The organism is Paractinoplanes rishiriensis (assembly GCF_016862375.1).
Classification (GTDB): domain Bacteria; phylum Actinomycetota; class Actinomycetes; order Mycobacteriales; family Micromonosporaceae; genus Actinoplanes; species Actinoplanes rishiriensis.
The window spans coordinates 20,516-39,597 of sequence record NZ_BOMV01000059.1 but is presented as its reverse complement, the minus strand read 5'-3'; the positions used below and the strand labels follow the sequence as shown (position 1 = coordinate 39,597).

Genomic DNA, 19,082 nt, shown 5'->3' with positions numbered 1-19,082 from the left:
CGTCGCTACGAGGCGGGAGCAATCAGTGGGCGCAGAGCTGAACTCGGTGATCGGTGCCGACGTGTTGGGGACCGCTTACGCTCTCGACCTGACCGTGGACGCGCACGTGCACACCGGCTTCGCGGCCGGCCGGGACAGCGTCGGAGTGGTCGTCTCGGCCGCCGACCGTGCCGGGCTCACCTCGCTCACCTTCGCCGACCAGGTCGGACCCGACACCACCTGGCTGTCCGCGTACGCCGACGCGGTGCGCCGCGCCCGTCGCCGCACCGAGCTCACCCTCAAGGTCGCCGCCGAGGTCGAGGTCGTGCAGGCCGACGGCTGGCTGGCCTGGCCCGCCGACCTGGCCCAGCTCGAGGCCGTCTCGGTGGCTGTCTCCCGCCTGCCGCTCGCCGCCGGCCCGCAGGGCCCGCGCGAGGTGCGCGCCATGCTCGCGGCCGGCGAGCTGACCGCCGAGGAGGTCGCCGAGATCCTGGTGACCGCGACCGTGCAGGGTCTGGAGCGGGCCTCCCGCTATGCGCCCACCCAGCTGGCCCGCCCGCTCGGCCTGCTCGCCCAGGTCGGCCTGGACGACGCCGTCGTCACCCCGGACCTGCTGGCCGCGCTGGCCGGCGCCTGCCGCGAGACCGGCACGCTGGTCGAGGTCAGCGAGGCGTGGCGCTCGCCGTCGCCGCGGCTGGTCGCGATGCTGCGCGCCGCCCAGGTGACGCTGGTGCCCGCGAGTGACGCCCGGTACGCGGCCGAGGTCGGCCACTGGCAGTACCTGCGCCGGGTCTGACCGAAACCGAACACGATCAGTAACCGTCTTCGTACGCTCGAACTGCCGGTTTCACCACCGAGGCAGGGGGAGAGTGCGATGAGTATGGTTCAGCAGGCCATCGAGGTGGGTGCGCCGCTGCACACGGTGTACGAGCAGCTCGCCGCGTTCGAGAATTACCCGCGGTTCATGAGTGGCGTGCAGGCGGTCACCCCGATCGGGGTCGATCAGACCCACTGGATCATGGACGTGGACGGCAAGCGCCGCGAGTTCGACGCGCAGATCACCGAGCGGTCCCTGGACGAGCGGGTCTCCTGGTCGACCATGGACGGCCCGTTGCTCGCCGAGACCCTCACGCTGCGCCCGCTCGGCGAGACAAAGACTCAGGTCGTCGCGCAGCTGGAGGCCGACATCGCCTTCCTGATGCCCAGCGACCGGCACGGCCAGGCCTCCCTGACCAAGCGCCTCAAGGACGACCTCACCACGTTCAAGGACCTGGTGGAGAGCGGCGTGCTCGGTGGTCGCCCGATGGTGGCCGGCGACCGGAACCGGCCGTCGCCGAAGCGGCCGCCGGCGGGCGGCGCCAGCTCCAAGCGGCTGACCGCGAACCCGGCCGTGGTCGCGGACCGGATCCGCAACCGCAATCCGCACCCGGGCGCCGGCTGGGGCACCAGCGCGGCCGAGCACAGCAACGCCAGCCGGGCCGACCTGCCCTATCACGGCATGACCGCGGCGGCCATGGGCACCAACGTCGACATCACGTCGGCGCCCGGCATCACCAGCGAGCACGACCTCGACGAGGTGCTCCCCCCGGGGCGGCGGATCGCGAAGTCCGGTCCGATCAGTGGCGGCTCGGCCCGGATGGGCGGCCGTACCACCAAGAAGGACACCTGGGGTGACGGCATGATCAACGAAGAGGACCGGGGCAGCAGCGGCCGCTGACGACCCTCAAATCGGCGACCTCAGATCGGCGCCGGCTCCAAGGTGACGATCAGGCGGGCGCCGCGCGGCTCGGCGCGTTCGTAACGGACCGTGCCACCGTTGGCCTCGACCAGGTGGCGCACGATGAACAGGCCGAGCCCGGCGCCCCGCATGAACCGGTCGAACACCTTCGCGAGCAGTTCGGAGGGAATGCCCGGCCCACTGTCCTGCACGACCAGCTCGATCAGGTCGCCGCGTTGGGCCGCGGACAGGCGCACCGGCGGGTCCCCGTACGTGAAGGCATTGGTCAGCAGGTTCTGCACCACGACGATGAGGTGCCCCCGGTCGGCCAGCGCGGCCAGGTTCTCGTCGATGTCCATCTCGACGTCCCCGGCGGCGGCCGTGACCACCTGCTCGGCGACCTCGAACAGCGGCACCGGCGCTCGCCGCGCGGTCACCGCGCCGGTGTCCAGCCGGAACAGCAGCTGGAGGTCGTTCATCATCTTGATCAGCCGCTGGGTGTTCTTGTCGATCTTGGTGGCCAGCTCCAGCCGGATGTCCTCGGGCAGGTCCGCCCAGTCGGCGCGGAGCAGTTCGGCGAGGCTGGCGATCGAGCTGATCGGCTGCGCGACGTCGTGGGTCAGCATCGAGGTCAGGTCGTTCTTGAAGGCCAGCGCGCCCTCCAGCCGGCCGTTCGCCTCGCGCAGCCGGGTGTTCTGCTCGCTGAGCGACTCCTCGGCCCGCTTGCGGTCGGCGATGTCGACGTAGGTGGCCACGTACGCCCGCGGCGCGCCCTCGGCGTCCGGGATGGCGGCCATGGTGGCCAGCACCGGGACCGCGCTGCCGTCGACCCGGGGCATCAGCCAGTCACCGCCCTCGGCGGGCGGCAGCGGCGGCGGGTCGAAGCGGATCGGCTCGTCCGGCCCGTGCCCGGTGAGTTCGCGCCAGCGCCGGTTCACGTCGATCACCCGGTGGTTGGCGTCGAGCACCATGACCGCCTCGTTCATCGACTGGAGCAGCGTGTCCGCGAACGTCTGCCGCTCCTGCAACTCCTCGGCGAGGTGCCGCTCCGAATCGTCGAACGGCCGGGCCATCGCGGCGCCGACCACCAGCACGATCAGGCCGCCGGAGACGGCCGGCGCGGCACCGTAGGCGAGCAGGGCGCTGACCGCGGCGCCGGCCAGCAGCGGGTCGGCCACCCGGTACCGGATGGCGTCCGGTGAGCTGCGCACCACCCGGATGTCGAGGCAGGCCAGGGCGAGCCCGGTCAGGATGCCGGCCACCGCGGCGGCCGGGTACCGGTCCAGTTCGGCGATGCCGAGCGCGGTGGAGGTCAGGGCGAGGAGGGTGGCAAGGACGCGCACGACCCGGCCGGCGGTCCGCCTGGCCTCCGGGAGTACCTGGAGCAACAGGGCAAGTCCGGCCGGAACGAGCGCGGCCGCCGGGTCGGATAGTCGTCCGGCCGGCGGCACGCCTGGGGCTGAGCTGGGCATCGCTACGGCGCCGAGCACGGCGGCCCCGATACCGGCACACCCGGCGGTCAGCCGGGCCAGCCTGCCCAGGTCATTAGCCGCGATCCGCACATAAATCTCCTCACAACGGAGGAATCGAGCATAACGCGGCTTATGCCATTCAAGCGGTCACTTGCCGGCCCATGCGAAGCCCTCCTCGAGGACGATGCGCTCGGCGACCCGGGTGATGTCCTCGTGGTGCCGGTTGGCGTGGTGTCCGCAGAAGGCGAGTTCTCCGCCGCTCGCCAGGTTGACCACGAGCTTCGCGGCCGCAGCGCAGCGGTCGCAGCGCTCGGTCAGCGAAGCAACAGTAGTGATCTCGGGCGACAGCAGGCTGGTCATATCGCTCTCCTTGCTCAGTGGCGGTGCAGCGGTCCTGACAGCGGGTTAGATCGGCCCTTCGATGTACAGCCTTAGCTCTTTACGGCCGGTCTTCCCGGCCGTCCGCGCTGGGCGGAAACCGTTGCACCACAGCTACTACCCGGCGAGTCCCGGGCTGGCCGGGTGCCGTCCTCACCATTCCCCTAAGACACGGCCCTCAACCGAACCAACCGAGAGGACCCAGCTTGCGCACCCACACCGGACGACTCGTCACCCGCATCGCCCTGCTCGCCGGGGCGGCTGCCGCCACGCTGGGCGGTGCGGCCGGAGCCGCCTGGGCCACGCCGCCGATCGCCGCCACCGGCAGCATCCTGGCCGCCGGCTCCGCCGACGCCATCGGCAACAGCTACATCGTGGTGCTCAAGCCGGCTTCGACCAGCGTCCCGGCCGTCTCGCGCGAGCTTGTTCAGCGGTACGGGGGACAGGTCGTCGACAACTACTCGTCGGCCGTCCGCGGGTTCCACGCCCGGATGACCGCCGCGCAGGCCAAGCGCCTGGCCGCCGATTCCGCGGTGCAGTACGTCGAGCAGGACGCCGTCGTCGCCCCGGCCGCGTCCACCGCCGTGACCTGGGGCCTGGACCGGATCGACCAGCGTGGCCTGCCGCTGTCCAAGTCGTTCGCCGCCCCGGTCGCGGCCGGCGTCACCGTCTACGTCCTGGACAGCGGCATCCGCACCACGCACCGCGAGTTCGGCGGCCGGGCCGGCAACGGCTGGGACTTCGTCGACAACGACGCGGTCGCGAACGACTGCAACGGGCACGGCACCCACGTGGCCGGCACCATCGGCGGCGCCACTCTGGGCGTGGCCAAGGACGTCAAGCTGGTCGCCGTCAGGGTGCTCAACTGCAAGGGCAGCGGCTCGTTCTCGGCGATCATCAAGGGCGTCGACTGGGTCACCAAGAACGCGGTGAAGCCGGCCGTGGCCAACATGAGCCTCGGCGGCTCGACCAGCAAATCCCTCGACGACGCCGTGAACCGCTCGATCGCCAAGGGCGTCACCTACGCGGTGGCGGCCGGCAACGACAAGCGGGACGCCTGCAAGCAGTCGCCGGCGCACGCCCCGGCCGCGATCACGGTGGGCGCTACCGACGCGTCCGACACCCGTGCCACGTTCTCGAACTTCGGATCCTGCCTCGACATCTTCGCGCCGGGCGTCCGGATCCTCTCGGCCGGCACCGCATCCGACACCGCCACCAAGACGATGACCGGCACCTCGATGGCCAGCCCGCACGTGGCCGGAGCCGCAGCCCTGGTGCTCGCCGCCGACCCGGCCCGGACGCCGGCTCAGGTGCGCGACGAACTGGTGAACCGGGCCGGCAACGGCCTGGTCCGCAACCCGGGTGCCGGCTCGCCCAACAGGCTGCTCTTCACGGGGTTCCTCGGCCGCTGATCGGGATGTGCCAAAGGCCGGTTGACGCAACCTCGTGCGGATAGCGTGAGGTGCGGAAACTCGGCCGGACGCACCCCAGGAGGATCCATGTCGCAGGCGCCCGCCGGAGAAACCCGGCCCACCGTCCTTGTCGTCGACGACGAGGAGGACCTGCGCGACATCATGCGGCGCATGCTGGAACGCCGCGGCTTCGACACCCTGATCGCCGGTGACTCGCAGGAGGCCATCGGGGTCTGCCAGGAACACGCCGGCGAGATCGACATCCTGGTCACCGACCTCGGCCTGCCGGGGGTCTCCGGGGGCGAGCTGTCCCAGGCGGCCACCGCGCTGCGCCCGGGCATGCGGGTCGTCTACATCTCCGGCCTGCCCAAGGACATGGCTGTCGCGGACGGCCTGATCGAGCCGGACGCGTTGCTGGTCAAGAAGCCGTTCAGCACCGAGCTGCTGATCGAGGCGCTGCGGTCGGTGCTGGCCGAGCGGGCCGCGTCGTAGCGCCGTAAAGAACCACCCGGGCGCCGCCGTCATCTGACGGCGGCGCCCTTTTTCGTGTCAACCGTCCGGCACCCGAGCTGCACCGGCACATAGACCAACCCTTTCTTCGTCCGCCCGACTGTGGGGTCAGAAGCAACTGATCCGACAACCTTTCGGGGGACGAAACGTGAAGTCCAGCAGGACTACCTTCGGTGCAGCGGCGATCGGGGTGGCGGTGAGCGCCGGCCTCGTGGTTGCGGGACAGGCGGATGCGGCGACCACGCCGGCGATCCGGACGGTCTTCGCCGGTGACGACGCGTACGTCTCCAGCACCCGCACCAAGACCAACTTCGGCGACGCCGGCAAGCTCGTGGTCGGCACCGCGGACGGCGAGACCCGTACGTCCTATGTGAAGTTCGCGCTCGGCGCGTTCCCGGCCGGCGCGACCATCACCAACGCCCGGCTGATCCTGCCGGTGGACGGCAAGCCGGCCGCCGCGAAGCTCTCCGCCTTCCCGGTGACCGCGGCCTGGACCGAGGGCGCGATCACCGGCGCGGCACTGCCCGCGACCGGTACCACCGCGGTCGGTTCGTCCGTTCCCCGGGCGACCGACACCTCGATCACCATCGACCTGACCAGGACCGTGACCAAGCCGGGCTCGTACGCGTTCGCGCTGCGCTCGGACGCGACCACCGCGGTCACCCGGCTGCTGTCGGCCGAGTCCGGCGACCAGAAGACGGCCGGCCCGCGCCTGGTCGTGAACTACACCCCGGCCGCCGCTCCGGCCGCCACACCCACCACCCCGCCGATTGCGGAGCCCAGGGAGTGCGTCACCGGCGACCTGCTGGTGCCCAGCTGCGGCGTGCTCTGGGGCGCGGCCGCCGGCGGCTTCACCGACACCCCGCGGGACACCGCGCTCAAGGACTGGGAGAACCTGACCGGCCGGACCGCGGCGATCTTCCACGCGTACCACAAGGGCGACGAGAAGTTCCCGACCAAGTCCGAGATCGCGATGACCCGCGACCCGGCCAAGCCGCGGGTGCTGCTGCTCAACTGGAAGATCGCGTACGGCTCCACCTGGGCCAAGGTCGCCGCCGGCGAGAAGAACGCCCGGATCGACGCGTGGGCCACCCACGTCAAGGCCAACTACGGCACCCAGAAGTTCTTCCTGGCCCTGCACCACGAGCCGGAGAACGACGTGCAGACCTCGGCCTCGTCCGGGATGACCGCCAAGGACTACGCGGCCATGTACCGGCACGTGATCGAGCGGCTGCGCGCCAAGGGCGTGACCAATGTGGTCAACGTGCTGGCCTACATGGGCAACGAGAAGTGGATGGCGCAGTCCTGGTGGAAGGACCTCTACCCGGGTGACGACGTCGTCGACTGGATCGGCCTGGACTCGTACGTGAGCGTGGAGCCCGGCTACTACCACTTCGGTGACTTCGGCGACCTGCTCGACCGCAAGCCCACCGGCGGCGGCCTCGGCTTCTACGACTGGTCGGTCAAGAACCACCCGGCCAAGCCGATCATGGTGGCCGAGTGGGGCATGTACCACCGGGTCTCCAAGCCGACCAGCAAGGCGGCCGCGTACCACACCGTGCTGAGCGAGCTGGCGACGCACCCGAAGGTCAAGGCGATCGTCTACTTCGACACCGCGAAGGACGACGAGGGCGACCGCAACATCGCGGTGAACTCGACCGCGGACAGCCTCACCGCGTTCCGCAAGGTGGCCGCCTCGCCGATCTTCAACGTGAAGATCGCCAACTAGAGAAGCCCTACCCCCCTGGGCCGGGCCGGTTCGCTGCGGCGGACCGGCCCGGCCCGCCTACGTATGCGGCCAGGGCACGGTGATCTCGCCGCGTCCCCAGCGGGCCGGACCGTCCAGCACCGGCCAGGAGTCGCGCATCCGCCGGCAGGTGGCCAGCCACCGCTGCCGCGGGCCGAACGGCGTGGCCTCGGCGGCCCATGCCGAACCCAGTTGGGCGAGCATTTCGTGCACCGGATGGCCGGGCACGTTGTGGTGGATCAGCGCCTTCGGCAGCCGTTCGGCGAACGTGGCCGGATGGTCCAGATCGGACAGCCGCGCCGACAGGGTCAGGGTGACCGGCCGGCCCGCCTCGACCACCGCCCAGGTGGCGACCCGGCCCAGCTCGTCGCAGGTGCCCTCGATCAGCAGCGCGCCGGTGCCGGTCATCTGCCGCCAGGCCGCGGCCACCTCGTCCTCGGCGTACTGGCGCAGCACGTTGGCGGCGCGCACCACGACCGGGCGCAGGCCGCCCAGCTCGAAACCGCCACGGCGGAACTCCAGGTGCGGCGGGTCCGCGTACGGCTGCGCGGCCGTCACGCGTACCGGATCAATCTCGAGACCCACCACCGTGACGTCCGCCCGCACGGCCGTCGCCAGACGGCCGCGCAACTCCACCGCGGTGACCGGCGTCGCGCCGTAGCCCAGATCCACCACCAGCGGCTCGGCGGCCGCCCGCAGAAGATCACCGCAGCGGTACGCGAGGAAGTTGTCGACGCGGCGCAGCCGGTTGGGATTGGTCGTCCCCCGGGTGATCGCGCCGACTGGCTTCATCACTTCTCCCGGTGCACCTTGTGTTGGGCCGCCTGAGCGAGCGGGCGGATCACCAGCCGGTCGATGTTGACGTGGTGCGCGCGGGTCGCCATGAACGCGATGCAGTCCGCGATGTCGTCGGCCACCAGCGGCTCCTTCACGCCGTCATAGATCGCGTCGGCCCTGGTCTGATCGCCGCCGAAGCGGTTGAGCGAGAACTCGTCGGTGCGCACCATGCCCGGGTCGATCTCCATGACCCGGACCGGCTTGCCGGACAACTCCAGCCGCAACGTGCCGACCAGGGCATTCTGGGCGTGCTTGGCCGCCGCATACCCGCCGCCGCCCTCGTACGCGGTGAACGCCGCGGTCGAGCCGACCGTCACGATCGTCCCGCGGCCGCTCGCCACCAGCGCGGGCAGCAGCCCCTGGGTGACCCGCAGGGTGCCGAGCACGTTCACGTCGTACATCCACTGCCAGTCCTCGACCGGGCCGCTCTCGACGGGGTCGAGGCCGTGCGCACCGCCGGCGTTGTTGACCAGCAGCGTGACCGGCCCGCCGAGCGCGGCGACCGACGACACCAGGCCCGCGACCGATTCGTCCGAGGTCACGTCACACTCGACCGCGGTGGACGCCGGACCGATCTCCCGGACCAGAGCGGCCAGCCGATCCGCCCGCCGCGCCGCCGCGACGACGTGGAATCCCTCGGTGGCCAGCCGGCGGGCGGTCGCCGCGCCGATGCCACTGGATGCTCCGGTGACCACTGCGATGTTCTGCATGACCCCATCCTTCCCGATGACTTCAGTCACGCCCGGGGTCCTGCGTGGTGGTTCAGCACACGCCGATGGGGAAGATTGACAAAGACGTAACAACTGCACGGTTACGTTTCGACCGCTTCGGGAGGAAATCGTGGTTGACTGGCCGACCCCACGGCGCATCGCCACCCTTTCGGTGCATACCTCCCCGCTGGAACAGCCGGGCACCGGCGACGCGGGCGGCATGAACGTCTACGTGGTCGAGGTCGCCAAGCGCCTCGCCGGTTTCGGCGTCGAGGTCGAGATCTTCACCCGGGCCACCCGCAGCGAGTTGCCACCGGTCGTCGAGATGACGCCGGGTGTCCTGGTCCGGCACGTCAGCGCCGGCCCGTTCGAGGGCCTCGCGAAGGAAGACCTGCCGTCCCAGCTGTGCGCGTTCACCAGCGGGGTGCTGCGCGCCGAGGCCGCCCACCCGCCCGGCCACTACGACCTGATCCACTCGCACTACTGGCTCTCCGGCCAGGTCGGCTGGCTGGCCCGGGAACGCTGGGGCGTGCCGCACGTGCACACCGCGCACACCCTGGCCAAGGTCAAGAACAGGCTGATCGCGGCCGGCGACCGCCCCGAGCCCAAGGCCCGGGTGATCGGCGAGGAGCAGGTGATCGCCGAGTCCGACCGGCTGGTCGCCAACACCCGCTTCGAGGCACAGGATCTGGTGGCCCACTACGACGCCGAGCCGTCCCGCACGGTCGTGGTGCAGCCCGGCGTCGACCTCGACCGGTTCCGCCCGGCGCCCGCCGACCGGGCCCGCCTCGGCCTGCCGGAGCACGGCCGGGTGGTCGCGTTCGTCGGCCGGATCCAGCCGCTCAAGGCACCGGACGTGCTGATCTCGGCGCTGGCCGCGATGACCACGCCGGACGTGACGGTGGTCATCTGCGGCGGCCCGAGCGGGAGCGGCCTCGAGCGCCCCACCGCGCTGATCGAGCTGGCGGCCTCGCTCGGGGTGTCCGACCGGGTTCGTTTCCTACCCCCGCAGACCGGCGACGACCTGCCCAACCTCTACCGCAGCGCCGACCTGGTGGCCGTACCGTCGTTCAACGAATCGTTCGGCCTGGTCGCCTTGGAGGCCCAGGCGTGCGGGACGCCGGTGGTGGCGGCCGCGGTCGGCGGGCTGGTGACCGCGGTCCGCAACGGGGTCAGCGGTGTGCTGGTCAACGGCCACGACCCGCAGGACTGGGCGCGCTCGCTGGACTCGCTGCTGGCCGCTCCGCGGCTGCGCGCGTCGCTGTCCGAGGGCGCGGTCGAGCACGCCGCCGGCTTCTCCTGGGACCGTACGGCCGAGGGTCTGCTCCGGGTCTACCGTGAGGCGATGGTCCAGCACCGCGCGATGATCACCGAACGCCTGGAGGCGTACGCATGGTGAGCGAGCTGATCGAGAAGGTCCTCACCGATCGCGAGCTGGAGTGGGACACAACGGCGCCCGGCGCCTACGTGGTGACGCTGCCCGGCACCCACAAACTCAAGACGGCGTGCAACCTGATCGTCGGCGAGCACGCCCTGCGCATCGAGGCGTTCGTGATGCGCCAGCCCGACGAACGGCGCGAGGATCTGTGGGCCTGGCTGCTGCGCCGCAACGCCCGCATGTACGGCGTAGCGTTCTCGATCGACGCCGAGGGCGACGTCTACCTGACCGGCCGCGTCTCGCTGAAGGCCCTCGACGAGGACGAACTCGACCGTCTGCTGGGCGCGGTGCTGACCTACGCCGACGAGTCATTCGACACGATGCTGGAGATCGGTTTCGGCACGTCGATCCGCCGCGAGTGGGAGTGGCGGGTCAAACGCGGCGAGTCAACGGCCAACCTTCAGGCCTTCCAGCACCTGGCCCCGGCCCAACCCTTAGCCGAACCCCTGGATGATCGTCATCAATTCCCAGCGAACGGGTAGTTAAACTTTGGTGACACGGCCAGCCCAGGCAGGTCCGGAAGGCCCAATGGAAGCTCCGCCGATCGGTCATTTGTCGTCGAGTGTGACGGTGCAGACAGATGGCAGACAGCCAACTGGCTTGTGGCACTTGCGGGGCCCAACTAGCGTAATCAATGGACGCCGGACCGTTAGTTCGGGGAACTGGTCGATCAGCAATGATCACCGCGGTCGGCGTTTGGGGACGGGTGGCATATGCCGTTGGGGGACGGCGCGACCCGAGACCGGCGGTTAGTGCGGGCGACGCCTATGGGGATGGGCGTCGTCCGCCGCCGCCGGCGCAATCTTCCCGTGTCGAGCCAGACTCCACGGCCCTGAACTCCACCACAGCCGACGTTGGCTGCCTGATTGCAACCCTCCGCACGGTCGGCCCTTCTTCACGGCCGCCACCGGCGGCGTGACCTCGACTTCCTCCGGGCCGCTACGAGCCGCGTGACGCGACCTTCCGCAATGCCGCCACAGCCGCGTGACGTCGACCTTCCTGAAGTCCGCAACCGGCTGCCGCGGAGTTTCGGTCGCGGCCGCAAACACAGTCGTGGCTTCACCCTCATTCACCTGCGACGATATCCGATATTTCAACATATAGACCATCTATATGCAGGACTCCGAGGAAGCGCCGCCGCCTCACGAGCCCGAAACCGACCAGGTCCGGCTCCGCGAGGAGATGTCGTCGAGTTGCTGTTCGTGCGTGACGGCAGATCGCCGAGATCGGGATCAGGGCGTCACTTCAGCGTCCGTTCGAGTGGCATTAACGGATATGTCCGCGAGCTCTCGTGTTGCGGGACGGAGGGTTCAGGGACCGAGAGGGTGACGCGCGCCGGCGGTGAAGGGCTAGCGGGACTGGACCGGGTCGTCGGCCACCGGTTCGGCGACGGTGGGAGGGAGCGCGGTCGGCGTCTCGCGGGTCGGGGCCGATCCGGACTCCAGCCGGGTGATGCGGCGTTCGCGGCCGGGGCCCGTGATCAAGTGGCCCACCGCCACCAGGGCGCACACCATGAAACAACCCAGCCACAACGCCGTATCCCCCAAGTGCTCCTGGGTCAGGCCGCCCAGGATCGGAGCCATGGCGGTGCCGGCCGACCAGCTCAGTGCGTTGAAGCCCTGGTACCGCCCGCGCAGGTGGAGCGGGGACAGGGCCGCCACCGTGGCCGCGCTGGACGGGGACTGGAGCATTTCGCCCAGCGTCCAGATCACCACCGTGAGGGCGAAGAACCACGCCGCGTTGGCGAAGGCGACCAGGCCGAAGCCGACACCCATGATCAGCGCGGCCAGGGCCAGCACGCGGGCGCGGTCGTGACCGTCGATCAGCTTGGGGACGAAAAGCTGGCCCAGGACGATCAGCAGGCCGTTCACGGCGATCACCCAGCCGAACGTGGCGGGGGAGAAGCCGTCGGCGGTCATCGAGATCGGCAGCGAGGACAGGTGCTGCATCATCACCACGACCGCGCCGAGGTTGATAAGCGTAAATATCAGATATGTTCGGTCGCGGAAAACGGCGGACAGGCTGCCGGCCGGGCGTGGGCCGGTGGAGACGGGCTTCGTCTCGGTCAAGAAAATGAGCCCGATCAGAGCCGTGATCAGCGTGCTCCCGGCATCGACCACGAACAGCAACAGGTAGTTCGCCTTGGCCGCCAGTCCGGCACCGACCGCGGACAGCGCGAATCCCAGGTTGATGGCCCAATAGTTCAGCGAGTACGCGCGTACCCGATCATGATCGGGCACGACATCGACCATCATGGCCGCGAACGCCGGGCGGACCGCCTCGGTGAAGACGCCCAGCAGCAGAGTCAAAACCAGGATCATGCCGTACGTGTGCGCGAAGCCCAGCGCGAGCATCAACACGGCCGCCCCGAACTGCGCGGTCAGCATCGTCGGCCGGCGGCCCCAGCGGTCGGACAGCACGCCGCCGACCGTGGTGCCGATCGCGCCGCCCACCCCGTACAGGCCGATCACCAGGCCGGCGCGGCTCTGGCTGAAGCCCCGGGCGTCGGTCAGATAGATGGCCATGAAAAGCACCACGAACGAGCCGAGACGGTTGACCAGGGTGCCGGCCCAGAGCAGCCAGAACGTTCGCGGCAGCCCCCCGGCGGCCTGGTGGAGCCAACCCGGCACGACAGCACCCTCCCCGGTAAGCAGCGATCAGCTTCACTCCACTTACAACCAGGGCTCCGGGGCAAACGACTTTCCACGTGGTGGTCGCCACTGACGGGTCGGCGTCCGCGCCGAAGCACGCTGCGGCAGGATGGAACCCATGACAGGGACTTTGGTGCTGCTGCGACACGGCAACAGCGAGTGGAACGCCAAGAACCTCTTCACCGGCTGGGTCGACGTCGACCTGGACGCCAAGGGCGAGGATGAGGCCCGCCGCGGCGGCGAGCTGCTGAAGGAGCACGGTGTCCTGCCGGACGTGGTGCACACCAGCGTCCTGCGCCGCGCCATCCGGACCAGCGAGATCGCCCTGCACATCGCCGACCGGCACTGGATTCCGGTGAAGCGCCACTGGCGGCTCAACGAGCGGCACTACGGCGCTCTGCAGGGCAAAGACAAAAAGCAGACGCTGGAGACGTACGGCGAGGAGCAGTTCATGCTCTGGCGGCGCTCGTACGACGTGCCGCCGCCGCCGATCGAGGTCGGCTCGGAGTTCGACCAGTTCAACGACCCGCGGTACGCGGCCCTCCCGCCCGAGGCCCGGCCGTCGGCCGAGTGCCTCAAGGACGTCCTGGTCCGCGCCCTGCCGTACTGGTACGACGAGATCGTCCCGGACCTGCGCGCCGACAAGACGGTGCTGGTCGTGGCGCACGGCAACTCGCTGCGCGCGTTCGTGAAGCACCTCGACCAGATCTCCGACGAGGCGATCTCGAAGCTGAACATCCCGACCGGCATCCCGCTGCGCTACGACCTCGACGACGACCTGCGCCCGATCACCAGGGGCGGTCTGTACCTCGACCCCGGGGCCGCCAAGGAAGCCGCAGCCGCGGTCGCCAACCAGGGCCGGTAAAGACGGCGAAGGCCGGGACACCCCCGTGGTGTCCCGGCCTCCGGTGCCGCCCCGAGCACCGGGTCAGGTCAGATCGCTCACCGGCTCCCCGGTGATCAGATAGATCAGCTGCTCGCCGATGTTCACGGCGTGGTCGGCGTACCGCTCGTAGAAGCGGCCCAGCAGCGCGCCGTCGATCGCGGTCTCCGCGCCGTACGGCCAGTCGTCGTCGAGCAGCACCTTGAACAGCGCCCGCTCCAGGTCGTCCATCGCGTCGTCCTGGCCCTCCAGCTCGGCGGCGAGCGTGGCGTCGGGCGTACCGATGAGGTTGGTGATCTGCTCGGCCATCCGGTCGGCGACCACGGCCATCTCCTTGAAGACCGGGCGCAGCTCGGCGGGCACGGCCGGCGACGGGTGCCGGCGCTGCGCGGTCTTGGCGACGTGTTCGGCCAGGTCGCCCATCCGCTCCAGATCGGCGGAGATGTGCAGTGCGGTGATCAACGTACGGAGATCGGACGCGACCGGCGCCTGCCGGGCGATGGTGTCCGCCACCTTGGTCTCGACCTGCTGATAGATCTTGTCGACCTCGATGTCCCGCTCGATCACCGTCTCGGCCGCCTTCAGGTCGGCGGTGAGCAGTGCACTGGTCGCCTTGCGCAGGGCCGCACGGACAGCCTCCGACATGGTCACCAGCAGCCGGTTGACCTCGTTGAGGTCGGCCTGGAACTCCTCGCGCATGTTCTCGTCCCGGGTTCGGGGCCGCGCCCGGCGTAAAAGGCGGCACGACCTTGGTTGATGCCTAACCTAGGTCGGTCCGGCGGCCTGAACATGAACGGCGATGAACGCTGCCGGGCGCGGTGGTGAACATTATTCGACGGGCGCCCGGTATGTCTGGATCGGCATAGGGCTCAGGTAAACAATGACCCTACGATCGCAGCGTGGCCTTGGCGTTCAGCTTCCTCCTTGCCCTCGTCGCGCTCGCCGTTGGCGTGGCCGCGGGCCTGCTGATCGCTCGTGCCCGCAGGTCGCCGGAGCCGGCTCACGGGTCAGGTTCCCGGCCGGACAAGGGGGGATCCGTCATCGAAACGGACGAGGAGCCGCAGACCGGCAAGCACGGCATGAAAGGGCTCGGTCGCAAGAGCCTGGACTCGCTGCGCGTCGGTGTGGTGGTGCTCGACGCCGAGGATCACCCGGTGCTGGTCAACCCGGCGGCGAGGGCGATGGGCCTGCTCCGCTCCGGCGGCGCGCCCGGCACGATCGCGGCGCACCCCATTCTTCGTACGCTCGCTGGTCAGGTGAGACGCACGGGCGTGCGTCGCGAGGTCGAGCTGGACCTACCCCGTGGTCGCGCCGGCGGTGCACACGCCCCACTCGGACTGCACCTGCGCGCGGTCGCCCTCAACTCGACGCACGTCGCGGTGGAGGCGGCCGACGTGACCGAGTCGCACCGTCTGGCCCGGGTGCGGCGCGACTTCGTGGCCAACGTGAGCCACGAGCTCAAGACCCCGATCGGCGCCCTCCAACTGCTGGCCGAGGCACTGCTGGACGCCACCGAGCTCTCGGCGTCCAGCGCACCGGACCATGACGGGTCTTCAGTCCGGTCAGGGGCGGTGGTGGGGTGGTCGGATGGGGAGTCCGAGGACCTCCTGGCCGCGCGACGGTTCGCCGAGCGGATCCACCACGAGTCGGCCCGGATGGGTCGCCTGGTGAACGAGTTGCTCGAGCTCACCCGGCTGCAGGGCGCCGAGCCGCTGCCCACCCCCGAGCCGGTCGCCGTGGACTGGGTGATCGCCGAGGTGATCGACCGCACCCGCACCACCGCCTCGGCCAAGCACATCGAGGTCATCTACGACGGTCCCAAGGGCGCGACCGTGTACGGCAGCGACAGCCAGGTGGCCACCGCGGTGACCAACCTGGTGGAGAACGCGATCGCGTACTCCGGCGAGGACACCAAGGTGTCGATCGCCCTGCGCCAGGACGACAACTGGGTCGAGATCGACGTCGCCGACCAGGGGATCGGTATCGCCCCGCACGACGTCGACCGGATCTTCGAGCGGTTCTACCGGGCCGACCAGGCCCGGTCCCGGTCGACCGGCGGCACCGGTCTCGGCCTGGCGATCGTCAAGCACATCGCCACCAACCACGGCGGGCGGGTCGACGTGACCAGCACGCTGGGCGACGGCTCGACATTCACCCTGCGCCTACCTGCGCGACCCCCCGAAGCCCCCCTGCCGTTACCCGCGGCAATTGAGATCGAGTCCGGTGCGGCCGGGCGCTAGCCACCGCGATCCGGAGGATGGAAGGAACCACATTGGCCCGCGTGCTCGTGGTCGAGGATGAGGAGTCGTTCTCCGACGCCCTGTCGTACATGCTGCGTAAGGAGGGCTTCGAGGTGTCGGTCGCGCCGACCGGTACCTCGGCGCTCACGCAGTTCGACCGGACCGGTGCCGACATCGTGCTGCTCGACCTCATGCTTCCCGAGATGTCCGGCACCGAGGTCTGCCGCCAGCTGCGGCAGCGCTCCGCGGTCCCGATCATCATGGTCACCGCCCGGGACAGCGAGATCGACAAGGTGGTCGGCCTGGAGATCGGTGCCGACGACTACGTGACCAAGCCGTACTCGCCCCGCGAGCTGGTCGCCCGGATCCGGGCGGTGCTGCGCCGGCAGGGCGCCGAGGCGGCCGAGGTGTCCACCCCGACGCTCGCCGCCGGTCCGGTCCGGATGGACGTGGAGCGGCACGTGGTCACCGTGGACGGTTCCGGCGTGCAACTGCCGCTCAAGGAGTTCGAGCTGCTGGAGCTGCTGCTGCGCAACGCCGGCCGGGTGCTGACCCGGGGCCAGCTGATCGACCGGGTCTGGGGCGCCGACTACGTGGGCGACACCAAGACCCTGGACGTGCACGTCAAGCGGCTGCGCTCCAAGGTGGAGCCGGAACCGTCGGCACCGCGCTACATCGTCACGGTCCGTGGCCTCGGCTACAAATTTGAACCCTGACCCGTCTCCAACCACCCCACCGCCGCCCTTGAACGGCCTAAAGGCTGCCTAGGCCTGGGGCGGGGTAGCGGGTTCGCGGCCGCCGCGCTGCTTCGGTTGGCCGGCGGCCACGGTCGCCGGGTGGATCGCGAGCAGGCCGGACTTGAGCCGGGCGGCGCACAGCTCGGCCAGCTTGCGGTAGGCCGCGGTGCCGACCAGAGCCGCCAGTTCCGGGCCGTACGACACGTACATCGGCTCAGAACCGACGTGCGCCTCCGGCGACGACGTGCACCACCAGTCCAGGTCGTGCCCACCCGGACCCCATCCGCGCCGGTCGAACTCGGTCAGCGTGGACTGGAGCACCTTGGTGCCGTCCGGCCGCTTGATCCAGTCCTGCTCCCGGCGCACCGGCAGTTGCCAGCACACGTCCGGCTTGTACTTCAGCGGGTGGACGCCGTCGCGCAGGGCCTGGGCGTGCAGCGCGCACCCGCCGCCACCGGCGAAACCGGCGTCGTTGAGGAAGACGCACGGGCCGTCCTCGGTGCGGATCGCGGTCCGGCGGGCCGGGCTGGAGCCGTCGACCGTGTCCATCTCGGTGTAGTTCTTGAACCCGCGCCGGTAGTGCTGCCAGGTCTCGGGGCTCAGCTTCGCGGCGGCGGCCTTCACCCGGTTCTCGTCGTCGGCGTCGGTGAAGAAGGCGCCGTGGGTGCAGCAGCCCTCCCGGGCGCGGCCGGCCACGATGCCGTGACAGGCCGACCCGAAGACGCAGGTCCAGCGGGACAGCAACCAGGTCAGGTCGGCGCGGATCAGGTGCTGTTCGTCGGCCGGGTCGAGGAACTCGATCCACTCCCGAGGGAAATCGAGGTCTACCTCGCTGGTGCGAATCTGGTCACGGCGGCTCACTCGCGACAGCGTACGCGTGCAGGTGACTATCACCTGGTTGCCGCCCGGTATGGGGGCATATACCCGGTCGAGGGGGCGGCGGTGAAGACAATCGGGTCTACGCTTGACCTCGTGAGTTCCCGCGTCCCCGTGCTTCTGTCCAGCTCTTCCGTGTTTCCCGAGCCGACCGCGGCGGCGTTCGAGATGGCCGCCACGGTGGGTTACGACGGTCTCGAGGTCATGGTGTGGACCGACCGGGTCAGCCAGGACGCCGGCGCCCTCAAGGGCCTGGCCGATCACTACAACGTGCCCGTCCTGTCGGTGCACGCGCCCTGTCTGCTCGTCACCCAGCGGGTCTGGAGTCCCGACCCGTGGGAGCGACTGACCCGGGCCGCCCAGCTGGCCGAGACGCTGGGCGCGCCGACCGTCGTGGTGCACCCGCCGTTCTCCTGGCAGCGGGACTACGCGCGCAACTTCGCGTCCGGCCTGACCAAGGTGCAGCAACGGCACCCCGACCTGGCATTCGCGATCGAAAACATGTTCCCGGTCAAGATGGCCGGCCGCTGGTTCGTGCCTTACACGCCAGGCTGGGATCCGACCGAGACCGGCTTCGACGCGTACACGCTCGATCTTTCGCACTGTGCGGCGTCCCGGATCGACGCGCTTGAGATGGCCCACCGGATGGGTTCCGGCCTGCGGCACGTCCACCTGGGCGACGGCACCGGCGAGGGCCGCGACGAACACCTGGTGCCCGGCCGGGGCAATCAGCCCTGCGCCGACGTGCTGCGCTCGCTGGTGGCCCGCGGATTCACCGGTTCGGTGGCCCTCGAGGTCTCCACCCGGCGGGCGCCGAGCCGCGCGGCCCGCGAGGCCGACCTGCGCGAGTCGCTGGCGTTCGCCCGGCGCCACCTCGCGCCCGCGACGAGCGCCGCGGCAGCCATTACGCGGGGGTGAGCGTGGTCGCGGCGCGCTTGCGGGCGCGGTGCGCGGCCACGTGCGAGCGGGTGGCGCAGCGCTCCGAGCAGAAGCGGCGGCAGTTGTTCGAGGACGTGTCGAGGTAGACGTTGCCGCAGCGCTCGTCGGCGCAGATGCCGAACCGGGCGCTGCCGTACTCGCAGAGCCAGACCGACAGGCCCCAGACGGCGCCGGCCAGGTATTCGGCGCTGACCGACGAGCCGCGGCTGGTCACGTGCATGTGCCAGTCGCTGGCGTCGTGGCCGGAGATGCGTGGCTGCACCGGGAACGCCTCGAGCAGCGCGTTGAGCTCGGTGACGGCGTCGGCGTCCCGGCCCGTGGTGCCGAGTTCGAAGACGTCGCGCAGGCGCCGCTGGGCGCGCCGGAACGCGGCGAGGTCCTTTTCCACGACCTCGTCCCGCATCCATTCATGGTCGTCGGAGAAGACGGCGCGCAGCCCGGCGAGCTCGCTCAGCTCCGCGTTCACGAGGTCGACCGCGGTGCGCGCGTACGCATCGAAGTTCACCCGACAAAGGTAGCCGCACCGCGCCCCGACGGACACGGTTGCCGCGACCCG

Annotated in this window: 19 protein-coding genes; 11 read left to right on the top strand and 8 right to left on the bottom strand. The window is 70.2% G+C overall.

From position 1 onward, the window contains the following. The first annotated feature begins 25 nt into the window (after positions 1-25). Both Ari01nite_RS26540 and Ari01nite_RS26535 read left to right on the top strand, forming a co-directional pair. A complete protein-coding gene (locus Ari01nite_RS26540; protein WP_203784898.1) occupies positions 26-775 on the top strand; it encodes a hydrolase in 750 nt (249 codons plus the stop codon). An 84-nt stretch (positions 776-859) separates the two neighbouring features. After that, entirely contained in the window at positions 860-1,696 is an 837-nt protein-coding gene (locus Ari01nite_RS26535; protein WP_203785099.1) for an SRPBCC family protein, read from the top strand. A gap of 20 nt (positions 1,697-1,716) precedes the next feature. Here the strand turns inward: Ari01nite_RS26535 and Ari01nite_RS26530 are convergent, their stop codons facing one another. After that, the gene (locus tag Ari01nite_RS26530) at positions 1,717-3,258 is read right to left on the bottom strand and encodes a sensor histidine kinase (protein ID WP_239163047.1); all 1,542 of its coding nucleotides are present in this window, start codon (positions 3,256-3,258) and stop codon (positions 1,717-1,719) included. Positions 3,259-3,315: 57 nt separating this feature from the next. Then, positions 3,316-3,528, bottom strand: coding sequence for a DUF7455 domain-containing protein (locus tag Ari01nite_RS26525; RefSeq protein WP_203784897.1), 213 nt, complete (start codon positions 3,526-3,528; stop codon positions 3,316-3,318). Between the two features lie 224 nt (positions 3,529-3,752). Between Ari01nite_RS26525 and Ari01nite_RS26520 the strand changes: the two genes are divergently transcribed. The 3 genes from Ari01nite_RS26520 to Ari01nite_RS26510 all read left to right on the top strand — a co-directional run bounded on the left by Ari01nite_RS26520 (position 3,753) and on the right by Ari01nite_RS26510 (position 7,197). Next, entirely contained in the window at positions 3,753-4,958 is a 1,206-nt protein-coding gene (locus tag Ari01nite_RS26520) for a S8 family peptidase (protein WP_203784896.1), read from the top strand. A gap of 87 nt (positions 4,959-5,045) precedes the next feature. Further along, the gene (locus tag Ari01nite_RS26515; RefSeq protein ID WP_203784895.1) at positions 5,046-5,450 is read left to right on the top strand and encodes a response regulator; all 405 of its coding nucleotides are present in this window, start codon (positions 5,046-5,048) and stop codon (positions 5,448-5,450) included. A 166-nt stretch (positions 5,451-5,616) separates the two neighbouring features. Next, positions 5,617-7,197 (top strand): CBM96 family carbohydrate-binding protein, encoded by a 1,581-nt coding sequence (locus Ari01nite_RS26510; protein ID WP_203784894.1) that lies wholly within the window; start codon positions 5,617-5,619, stop codon positions 7,195-7,197. 57 nt (positions 7,198-7,254) lie between these two features. Here Ari01nite_RS26510 and Ari01nite_RS26505 read toward each other — a convergent pair whose 3' ends face one another. Both Ari01nite_RS26505 and Ari01nite_RS26500 read right to left on the bottom strand, forming a co-directional pair. Continuing rightward, positions 7,255-8,007 (bottom strand): class I SAM-dependent methyltransferase, encoded by a 753-nt coding sequence (locus tag Ari01nite_RS26505; protein ID WP_203784893.1) that lies wholly within the window; start codon positions 8,005-8,007, stop codon positions 7,255-7,257. Further along, entirely contained in the window at positions 8,007-8,762 is a 756-nt protein-coding gene (locus Ari01nite_RS26500) for an SDR family oxidoreductase (protein WP_203784892.1), read from the bottom strand. The genes Ari01nite_RS26505 and Ari01nite_RS26500 overlap by 1 nt, the downstream gene beginning before the upstream one ends. Before the next feature lie 130 nt (positions 8,763-8,892). Between Ari01nite_RS26500 and mshA the strand changes: the two genes are divergently transcribed. Together mshA and Ari01nite_RS26490 are read left to right on the top strand one after the other, a co-directional pair. Continuing rightward, entirely contained in the window at positions 8,893-10,161 is a 1,269-nt protein-coding gene (gene mshA, locus Ari01nite_RS26495) for a D-inositol-3-phosphate glycosyltransferase (protein WP_239163046.1), read from the top strand. Then, positions 10,155-10,682 (top strand): type III secretion system chaperone family protein, encoded by a 528-nt coding sequence (locus Ari01nite_RS26490; protein ID WP_203784891.1) that lies wholly within the window; start codon positions 10,155-10,157, stop codon positions 10,680-10,682. The genes mshA and Ari01nite_RS26490 overlap by 7 nt, the downstream gene beginning before the upstream one ends. Positions 10,683-11,549: 867 nt before the next feature. Here the strand turns inward: Ari01nite_RS26490 and Ari01nite_RS26485 are convergent. Further along, on the bottom strand, positions 11,550-12,830 hold the full coding sequence (locus Ari01nite_RS26485; RefSeq protein WP_203784890.1) for an MDR family MFS transporter: 1,281 nt from the start codon (positions 12,828-12,830) through the stop codon (positions 11,550-11,552). A 130-nt stretch (positions 12,831-12,960) separates the two neighbouring features. Between Ari01nite_RS26485 and Ari01nite_RS26480 the strand changes: the two genes are divergently transcribed. Continuing rightward, on the top strand, positions 12,961-13,716 hold the full coding sequence (locus Ari01nite_RS26480; RefSeq protein ID WP_438872230.1) for a phosphoglyceromutase: 756 nt from the start codon (positions 12,961-12,963) through the stop codon (positions 13,714-13,716). A 63-nt stretch (positions 13,717-13,779) separates the two neighbouring features. Here Ari01nite_RS26480 and phoU read toward each other — a convergent pair whose 3' ends face one another. Beyond that, positions 13,780-14,433 carry a phosphate signaling complex protein PhoU gene (gene phoU, locus Ari01nite_RS26475; RefSeq protein WP_203784888.1) on the bottom strand — a complete coding sequence of 218 codons (654 nt, stop codon included), beginning with the start codon at positions 14,431-14,433 and terminating at the stop codon, positions 13,780-13,782. Between the two features lie 200 nt (positions 14,434-14,633). Between phoU and Ari01nite_RS26470 the strand changes: the two genes are divergently transcribed. Together Ari01nite_RS26470 and Ari01nite_RS26465 are read left to right on the top strand one after the other, a co-directional pair. Then, positions 14,634-15,974, top strand: coding sequence for a sensor histidine kinase (locus Ari01nite_RS26470; RefSeq protein ID WP_203784887.1), 1,341 nt, complete (start codon positions 14,634-14,636; stop codon positions 15,972-15,974). Between the two features lie 32 nt (positions 15,975-16,006). Further along, positions 16,007-16,690: a response regulator gene (locus Ari01nite_RS26465; protein WP_203784886.1), complete on the top strand. Its 684-nt coding sequence runs from the start codon at positions 16,007-16,009 to the stop codon at positions 16,688-16,690. A gap of 48 nt (positions 16,691-16,738) precedes the next feature. On the opposite strand, the gene Ari01nite_RS26460 is transcribed toward Ari01nite_RS26465, so the two are convergent. Next, positions 16,739-17,572, bottom strand: a complete 834-nt coding sequence (locus Ari01nite_RS26460) for a DUF3109 family protein (RefSeq protein ID WP_203784885.1) — start codon at positions 17,570-17,572, stop codon at positions 16,739-16,741. A 111-nt stretch (positions 17,573-17,683) separates the two neighbouring features. Between Ari01nite_RS26460 and Ari01nite_RS26455 the strand changes: the two genes are divergently transcribed. Beyond that, complete coding sequence (locus tag Ari01nite_RS26455) at positions 17,684-18,505, top strand: sugar phosphate isomerase/epimerase family protein (RefSeq protein ID WP_203784884.1); 822 nt, start codon at positions 17,684-17,686, stop codon at positions 18,503-18,505. Here the strand turns inward: Ari01nite_RS26455 and Ari01nite_RS26450 are convergent. Next, positions 18,492-19,031 carry a CGNR zinc finger domain-containing protein gene (locus tag Ari01nite_RS26450; protein ID WP_203784883.1) on the bottom strand — a complete coding sequence of 180 codons (540 nt, stop codon included), beginning with the start codon at positions 19,029-19,031 and terminating at the stop codon, positions 18,492-18,494. The two genes, Ari01nite_RS26455 and Ari01nite_RS26450, sit on opposite strands and share 14 nt — an antisense overlap. Between the last annotated feature and the right edge of the window lie 51 nt (positions 19,032-19,082).